Consider the following 8009-nt stretch of genomic DNA (forward strand, 5'->3'; position numbering starts at 1 on the left):
CAGTTCCAGGCGGATGGCATTGATGCCCAGTCGCCCGGCAATGGGGGCATAGATTTCCAGCGTTTCCCGGGCGATGCGGCGACGCTTGGCCGGCGGCATGACGCCCAGGGTGCGCATGTTGTGGAGGCGGTCGGCCAGCTTGACCAGAATGACGCGGATATCCTCCACCATGGCCAGGAGCATCTTGCGGAAATTCTCCGCCTGCGCCTCGGCCTTGGAGCGGAAACGGATCTGGGTCAGTTTGCTGACCCCATCCACCAACTGGGCCACGTCCTCACCGAATCGCTCGGCGATTTCTTCCTTGGCGGTGGGGGTATCCTCGATGACGTCGTGGAGAATGGCGGCGATCAGGGTCTTATAGTCCATCCGCAGTTCGGACAGAATCCCCGCCACCGCCACCGGATGGGAGATATAAGGCTCGCCGGTCAGGCGCCGCTGCCCCTCATGGGCCTCGGCACCGAACTGGAAGGCCTGCTCCACCGTTTCCACCTGATCCTCGGGCAGATAGCTTCGCAGGCGGCCCAGCAGATCGTCGATGCCCACCGCCCGCCGAGCCCGGCGACTCGAGACATATTTGGCGGCGGCATCACTCATTCCGGCACTCCTGTCGGCAGATGGATCAGTGACTGGCGTCCTGGTCCCCCTGCTTGGCTGCCGCCTCACTGGCTTCCTCGGCGGCTGCGGCGGCTTCGGCGGCCATGGCCTCACTGGCCTCGCGGGCTTCCTGCTCTTCCAGCATTTCCCGATCCACCAGGCCGTCGGCAATCTCGCGCAGGGCGACTACCGTGGGCTTGTCATTTTCCAACGGCAACAGGGCATCGGCGCCCCGCTCCAGCTGACGGGCACGCTTGGTGGCCAGCAGCACCAGTTCGAATTGGTTGCTGCACTTCTCAATACAATCTTCAATGGTTACTCGAGCCATGTCGTCCTCTTCTCTCGGCTGATTGTCAGAGCCCTCAGGTCAATCCAAGCATCCATGATGCTAAGACTCTGTGTCTACACTAAAAGTTTAGGGCAGTCCCGGATGAAACCAAGTCTGCCGCGACAGATGGGCGGCGCGGCGGCCGCCCGGATTCAGGCTGGCGTGTCCGCCAGCAGGCGGTCGGCCAGCGACCGCACGGCCTCACGATCCGCCTCCAGACCCTCCCCACGGCCATGAATCAGGCCGCGCAGGTCTTGCAGGGCACGATCAAAATCATCGTTGATGATCGCATAATCGAAATTCGACCATTGCAATAATTCGGCATGAGCCTCGCGCAGACGCCGTTCGATAACCGCATCGCTGTCAGTCCCGCGTCCCCGCAGCCGACTTTCCAGCTCTTCGCGGGACGGCGGCAGGATAAAAATGCTACGAGCTTCGGGCATCATGCGCCGGACCTGCTCCGCACCCTGCCAGTCGATCTCCAGCAGGACGCTGCAACCACTCTCCAGCTCACGCTCCACCTGGGCGCGGGCGGTGCCATAGCGATTGCCGAAGACCTGGGCATGCTCCAGAAATTCACCGCCCTCGATCATCTCCCGGAATCGGGCCTCGTCAACAAAGCAGTAGTCCTCACCATCCACTTCCCCTTCCCGCGGCGGGCGGGTGGTGTAGGAAATGGAAAAACGCAGCCCGGCTTCGCGGTCCATCAGCGCCCGCACCAAGGAGGTCTTGCCCGCCCCCGAGGGGGCGCTCACTACCCAGAGATTGCCCCTAGCCATGCCCGCGTTCACTCCACATTCTGAATTTGCTCACGCATCTGCTCGATGGCGACCTTCATCTCCACCGCTGCCGCCGTGGCTTCGCTATCCTGACTCTTGGAGGCCAGGGTGTTGGCCTCCCGGTTGAATTCCTGCATCAGAAAGTCCAGACGCCGGCCCACCGGCTCGCTGCGTTGCATGGCCTCGCGCAACTCGGCCACGTGACTGCCAAGCCGATCCAGCTCTTCGTCCACGTCCAGTTTCTGCGCCACCAGTGCCAGCTCCTGTTCCAGTCGCTGCTCATCGGCCTCGATGTCCAGGGTCTCCAGGCGGCGACGGTAGCGTTCCCGCAGCCCGGCCAGCACCGCCGGCACCCGTTCACGCGCCCGATCCACCTGGGCCTCCACCACCTGACAGCGGCTTTCCAGCATCTCGGCGGTGCGAGCGCCTTCCCGGGCGCGGTAGGCCTTGAGCTCCTCCAGGGCGGCGGCAAGGCCCGTCTGGGCATCACGGCTCAAGCCCTCGGGATCCGGGCTCGGCCGTCGTACCAGGCCCGGCCACTTGAGCAATTCCCCCAGACTGGGGGGGCGGGCCGTTGGCAGGCGCTCGGCCATGGCCGCCACCGCCCGGGTCAGATCGTCCGCAACCGCCGTATCCAGCTCCAGACCGGCAGTCTCGGCTTCACCCGTCTCCAGGCGCAAGACCGCATCCAGCTTGCCACGGGCAAGGGCCGCTTCCACTTGCTTGCGGAACTCCCCCTCCGCAGCCCGTAGCGCCTCCGGCAGGCGAAAGCTGGTTTCCAGGTAGCGATGATTGACGCTGCGCAGCTCCCATACCAGGAAACCCGCGTCACTGCGGGTTTCGCTGCGCGCAAAACCGGTCATACTGTTGAGCATGGACAGGCCCCCTGGGCACCGAACGTAACAGCCCGGCGCGGCGGGCTTGATACAATAGGCAATTTCGTGGAGAAACCGGGCATTATACGCCAGCGCGGGCGGCCAGACCATGCGCTCCGCCGGGGCGGAGTGGCCTGATGGATCCGGGGCCTGCGGCCAGTATCAGCAGAAAGGGCAATGTCCTTGGAAATCGAGACCGCCGATGTGACCCGAACCGGGCATCGCAAGAGCAATCAGGACCGCTACACCCTGATGGTGGGTGACCGGGCGGTCATGCTGGGCGTGGCCGACGGCATGGGCGGCCACCAGGACGGCGCCCTGGCGGCCGAAACGGCCGTGCGCGCCTGGACAGCGGCATTCAAGTCTTCCGGGAAACTGGTGCGTGCACCGGTCAAGTTTCTGGAGAACGCCATGCACCGGGCCCATCGCAAGGTGGAAGAGCTGGCCGCGGGCCTCAGCATTGATCAGGCCCCGCGGACCACCGGCGTATTGGCCCTGCTCAGTCGCGACACGGTGCGCTGGGTGCACGCCGGGGACAGCCGCGCCTATCTGTTCCGGGACGGCCGGATCCGCAGACGCAGCCGGGACCATAGCGTGGTTGACGAACTGCTGACCCGGGGGCAGATCAGCGATGAAGAAGCCCAGGCCCACCCCATGCGTCATCTGGTGGACTCCTGCCTGGGCGGCCCCGAAGGGGAACCGGCCTTGCGACTGAGGCGCCGCCTGCGGCTCAGGCCCCAGGATGTGGTGCTGCTCTGCAGTGACGGCTTCTGGGGGGCGCTGGACATGGAGATGGTCGCCGACCGCCTGTGCGCGGCGGAGGATCTGGATGCCTGCCTGAACGAATTGGCAGCGGAGGCGGAAGCCAACGCGGCCCCGGAAAGCGACAATATCACCGCCGTCGCTGTGCGCTGGCACGGCGAATAAGCACGTGAAGCATCAACGTAATGGACACACGCAATCACCAGGAGTAGTCAATGCGACATGACGGCCGCACAGCCGATCAGCTCAGGCCCATCAGTCTGACACGCCATTTCACCATGCACGCCGAAGGCTCGGTACTGTCCACATTCGGTAACACGCAGGTCATCTGCACCGCCAGTGTCAGCGAGCGGGTTCCGGGCTTTCTCCGGGGCAGCGGTCGCGGCTGGGTCACCGCTGAGTACGGCATGCTGCCCCGCGCCACCGGCAGCCGCAGTGACCGGGAGGCGGCCCGTGGCAAGCAGGGCGGGCGCACCCTGGAGATTCAGCGCCTGATCGGGCGTTCCCTGCGGGCGGTCATGGACCTGGAGGCCCTGGGTGAGCGGGCCATCATCCTCGACTGCGATGTGCTGCAGGCCGATGGTGGCACCCGTACCGCCGCCATAACAGGCGCCTGGGTGGCATTGAAAGACGCCGTCAACACACTGCTGGAAAACGGGGCGCTGAAGCGAAACCCCATGCACGGCCAGGTTGCCGCCGTATCCACCGGCATCGTTGACGGCCACCCGGTGCTGGACCTGGACTACCCGGAAGATTCCGGCGCGGAAACCGATCTCAATGTGGTCATGAACGAGGCCGGTGCCTTCATCGAAGTGCAGGGCACGGCCGAAGGCCACGCCTTTCGCCGCGGCGAGCTGGACGCCATGCTCGACCTGGCCGACAAGGGGATTCGAGAACTGCAGGAACACCAGCGCCAGGCGCTGGAACAGGCCTCCTGACAAGCAAGGGTGGACGAGGTTTTTCATGGCGATTCGTGAACTGGTCCTGGCCAGCAACAATCAGGGCAAACTGGGTGAGCTGAAGGGGATGCTGGAAGGCTTCGGCATCCAGGTCATGGCGCAATCGGACTTTCAGACACCCGAGGCCGACGAGACCGCCGCTACCTTCCTGGAAAACGCCCTGATCAAGGCGCGCAATGCCACCGCCTACAGTGGTCGACCGGCGCTCGCCGATGACTCCGGGCTGTGCGTGGATTGCCTGGACGGCGCGCCCGGCGTCCGTTCCGCCCGCTATGCTGGCCCCGATGCCAGCGACAGCGACAATGTCCAGCGGCTGCTCCAGGCCCTGGACGGGGTCCCCGCCGATGGCCGACAGGCACGATTTGTCTGCGTGATGGCCCTGCTCCGAGATGTGAACGACCCGCTGCCGCTGATTGCCCAGGCGGAATGGCAGGGGCGAATCATCGAGCAGCCGCGGGGGGATGGTGGCTTCGGCTATGATCCGGTCTTTCTCCCCGACGGCGAGGATCGCACCGCGGCGGAGCTGCCGGCGGCGGAAAAGAACCGGCTCAGCCACCGGGGCCAGGCCCTGGCCCTGCTTCAGCGCCTGCTGCGCAGCGAAACTGAATGAGTAATATTTCTGCCCCCCAGCGTGCCAACGATATGACGGCGCCTTTCAATCCGCCCCTGGGCCTCTACATTCACCTGCCCTGGTGTGAGCGCAAATGTCCCTATTGCGATTTCAATTCCCACGCCTTGAGCGGCCCGGTGCCGGAAGCGGACTATGTCGCGGCACTTGAAGCGGACCTTGGCCTGGAGGCCGACCGAGCCGGTGGGCGGCGAATCGAGAGTGTTTTCATTGGCGGCGGCACGCCCAGCCTGTTTTCGGGCAAGGCGATCGGCAGCGTGCTTGAAGCGGTGGACCGACGAATCGGTCTGGCGCAGTCGGCGGAAATCACCCTTGAAGCCAATCCGGGCAGTGCCGAAGCCGCCCGCTTTCGCGATTTTCGCCAGGTGGGGGTCAATCGCCTGTCCATCGGTGTGCAGAGCTTCAATGATCAGCAACTGCAAGCCATCGGCCGAATCCATTCCGCCGAGCAGGCGCGGAAAGCGGTAGACGCCGCCCGCGCGGCCGGTATCGAGCGGTTGAATCTCGATCTGATGTACGGCTTGCCGGCACAGAGCCCGGAGGCGGCGGTGGCCGACCTGGAAGCCGCCCTGGCACTGGCGCCGGACCACCTGTCCCATTATGAGCTCACCCTTGAACCCAACACCGTCTTCCACAGCCAGCCGCCGGCCCTGCCGGATGAAGATCAGCGCTGGGACATGCTGCAGGCCTGCAGCGAGCGGATGAAGTCCGCCGGCCTGGAGCGCTACGAGATCTCCGCCTGGGCCCGCCCCGGCTCGGCCTGCCGGCACAACCTCAATTACTGGCAGTTCGGCGACTATCTCGCCATTGGCGCCGGCGCCCACGGCAAGGTCAGTGATGGTCACGAGATATGGCGTTATCGCAAGCACCGGGTACCACAACGCTTCATGAGTCTGACTGCGGGCGCGGGGGCCGAGGTATCTCGCCACGCCCTGTCCACCGACAACCGCTTGTTCGAGTTCATGCTCAATGCCCTGCGTCTGGTTGACGGCTTCAGTCTCGAGCTGTTCCGGGAGCGAACCGGGCTCGATCCCGATCTGGCCCGCCCGGGTCTGCGCTCCTTGGCGGCCGACGGCCTGATGGAGACAGATGCCTCCGGTGAGCACTGGCGGCCCAGTGAACGGGGTCTGGATTTGCTCAATGAATGTCAGGCCCGTTTTCTGCCGAAAGGGACATAAGCCCATGAGCAGCAAGTTCGCCACCGTCAGCCTGCAATGCCCCTGGTGCCTGGAAGCGGTGGAAATATTCATTGATGCGGATGCGGAAGCCGGTCAATGGATGGAAGACTGCCCGGTTTGCTGCCACCCCATGAACCTGGAGGCTCAGCCGGACGGCAGCGGGGGCTGGCAAGTGACGGCCGAGCGGGCCCATTAGGTCCAGCCTTGGCATTTTATTCACATCCTTATCGTCCATTCCGGCGGCCTGAAGATCCTGCGCAGCCTGTGCAGACTGCATTCACTCGGGAATGTCAACTGACTGAAATATCAGTGTTTTTTCTGGTGGCCATTTAGTGACCGAAATAAGGAAGGGCTTGCCCGCACGGGCATTTGCGACGGTTTGACCCAGTTCTTCCACACAGTTATCCACAGCTTTTGTGGAAAACCGGATTTTCCCTGCCTTGCCGTGGACTTGCCCGCAATAAGTCAAACACCACTCAAGCTAGTGACGCTAAGCGCCCGGGGACCGTATATAGCCACAGGCCTTGCGGCGGAACGTCGGGAGGTTTAGAATGCCGCGTTTCCAGTTTTCCGGGTGCCGACAACGGTCTGTGCCCCTGATTCAGCCAGGGTTTCAACGCCATGAAAGCGGATATCCATCCCGAATACAACGAAGTGACGGTGACTTGCAGTTGCGGCAACACCTTCAAGACCCGGTCCACGCTCGGCAAGGACCTCCAGGTCGAAGTGTGCTCCGCCTGCCACCCCTTCTACACCGGCAAGCAGAAGATCATGGACACCGCCGGCCGCGTGGACAAGTTCCGCCGCAAGTACGGTCGCAAGTCCGCCTGATCCTTTTGACCACCGGGCGCCAGCCGCCCGGTGGTTGCTTCCTGCCTGTCATTCCCAGCTCATCTGCCCTATAATCGGGCGCCCGACCCGGGGAGACCTGCGCGCCAGTCGCGCAGACGCTGACGCCCGAGGGTTCCGCACCGCCGACGTGGTTCCCCTTCGTCATCGATTTCGGCCGGGTCGCGGGGGTGGCACACTGGACGCCTCTGCGTCTTTCTCCATGCGTGCACCCGACAATCGATCCGGGCTCGAACCAGCAAGCCGCCTTCTTCTTGCGTTTGCGTGCTGAATGCCTGCACGCCGGGCGGCCTGACCGCGCCCAGGATCGGGTACCAGGATTCCACAGGAGCGAGAGAACCATGAGCGAGAAGACCTGCAAGCTGGGCATGCCGGACAACGAGGACAGCGTTGATCTGCCCATCCGGGAAGGCAGCCTGGGGCCAGCCACCGTGGACATTGGCCAGCTGTATCGTCAGCAAGGCGTGTTCACCTACGACCCCGGTTTCACCTCCACTGCCAGCTGCAAGAGCGCCATCACCTATATCGATGGCGAGAAGGGCCAACTCCTCTATCGTGGCTACCCCATTGAGCAGCTGGCGGAGCAGTCCAGCTTCCTTGAGGTCTCCTACCTCCTCATGTACGGGGAACTGCCCAGCCGGGAAACACTGGAGGGCTTCAAGCAGTCCATTCTCTATCACACCATGCTGAATGAATCGCTGCTGCGCTTCTTCAACGGCTTCCATTATGATGCCCACCCCATGGCCATGATGACCGGCGTGGTCGGCTCCCTGTCCGCCTTCTATCACGATCAGAATGCCATGCGGGACCCGGAACAGCGTGATGTGTTTGCCCACCGCATCATCGCCAAGATGCCGACCATCGCGGCGGCGGCCTACAAGCATTCCATCGGTCAGCCCTTCATGTATCCCCAGAACCATCTGGGCTACTGCTCCAACCTGCTGCACATGTTCTTCTCGGTCCCGGCGGAAGCCTATTCGCCCGACCCGGTAGCGGCGGAAGCGCTGGACCTGCTCTTCATTCTGCATGCGGATCATGAACAGAATGCCTCCACCTC

At 63.8% G+C, this 8009-nt stretch carries 11 protein-coding genes; 7 read left to right on the top strand and 4 right to left on the bottom strand.

Annotated features, from left to right (window positions below; translation table 11 throughout):
• The 4 genes from ACJWXQ_RS10415 to ACJWXQ_RS10430 form a co-directional block, all read right to left on the bottom strand.
• On the bottom strand, positions 1 to 594 hold a 594-nt coding region (locus ACJWXQ_RS10415; protein WP_406672777.1), incomplete at its 3' end, for an HD domain-containing protein.
• Between the two features lie 25 nt (positions 595 to 619).
• Positions 620 to 922, bottom strand: a complete 303-nt coding sequence (rpoZ, locus tag ACJWXQ_RS10420; protein ID WP_346051473.1) for a DNA-directed RNA polymerase subunit omega — start codon at positions 920 to 922, stop codon at positions 620 to 622.
• 152 nt (positions 923 to 1074) lie between these two features.
• Positions 1075 to 1701 carry a guanylate kinase gene (gene gmk, locus ACJWXQ_RS10425; protein ID WP_346051475.1) on the bottom strand — a complete coding sequence of 209 codons (627 nt, stop codon included), beginning with the start codon at positions 1699 to 1701 and terminating at the stop codon, positions 1075 to 1077.
• Between the two features lie 8 nt (positions 1702 to 1709).
• Entirely contained in the window at positions 1710 to 2576 is an 867-nt protein-coding gene (locus tag ACJWXQ_RS10430) for a YicC/YloC family endoribonuclease (RefSeq protein WP_406672778.1), read from the bottom strand.
• 177 nt (positions 2577 to 2753) lie between these two features.
• Between ACJWXQ_RS10430 and ACJWXQ_RS10435 the strand changes: the two genes are divergently transcribed.
• From ACJWXQ_RS10435 to ACJWXQ_RS10465, 7 genes are all read left to right on the top strand, one after another.
• Positions 2754 to 3503, top strand: a complete 750-nt coding sequence (locus tag ACJWXQ_RS10435; protein WP_346051479.1) for a protein phosphatase 2C domain-containing protein — start codon at positions 2754 to 2756, stop codon at positions 3501 to 3503.
• A gap of 50 nt (positions 3504 to 3553) precedes the next feature.
• Positions 3554 to 4276, top strand: coding sequence for a ribonuclease PH (gene rph / locus ACJWXQ_RS10440; protein WP_406672779.1), 723 nt, complete (start codon positions 3554 to 3556; stop codon positions 4274 to 4276).
• A gap of 25 nt (positions 4277 to 4301) precedes the next feature.
• Entirely contained in the window at positions 4302 to 4907 is a 606-nt protein-coding gene (rdgB, locus tag ACJWXQ_RS10445) for an RdgB/HAM1 family non-canonical purine NTP pyrophosphatase (RefSeq protein WP_346051483.1), read from the top strand.
• Entirely contained in the window at positions 4904 to 6103 is a 1200-nt protein-coding gene (gene hemW / locus ACJWXQ_RS10450) for a radical SAM family heme chaperone HemW (RefSeq protein WP_406672780.1), read from the top strand. The genes rdgB and hemW overlap by 4 nt, the downstream gene beginning before the upstream one ends.
• Positions 6104 to 6107: 4 nt before the next feature.
• Complete coding sequence (locus ACJWXQ_RS10455) at positions 6108 to 6299, top strand: CPXCG motif-containing cysteine-rich protein (RefSeq protein WP_346051487.1); 192 nt, start codon at positions 6108 to 6110, stop codon at positions 6297 to 6299.
• 425 nt (positions 6300 to 6724) lie between these two features.
• Positions 6725 to 6934: a 50S ribosomal protein L31 gene (gene rpmE, locus ACJWXQ_RS10460; protein WP_346051489.1), complete on the top strand. Its 210-nt coding sequence runs from the start codon at positions 6725 to 6727 to the stop codon at positions 6932 to 6934.
• 359 nt (positions 6935 to 7293) lie between these two features.
• The coding region (locus ACJWXQ_RS10465; protein ID WP_406672781.1) for a citrate/2-methylcitrate synthase at positions 7294 to 8009 on the top strand (716 nt) is incomplete at its 3' end.

Origin of the sequence: Natronospira sp. (genome assembly GCF_007134575.1) — a bacterium.
Taxonomy (GTDB): Bacteria; Pseudomonadota; Gammaproteobacteria; order Natronospirales; family Natronospiraceae; genus Natronospira; species Natronospira elongata.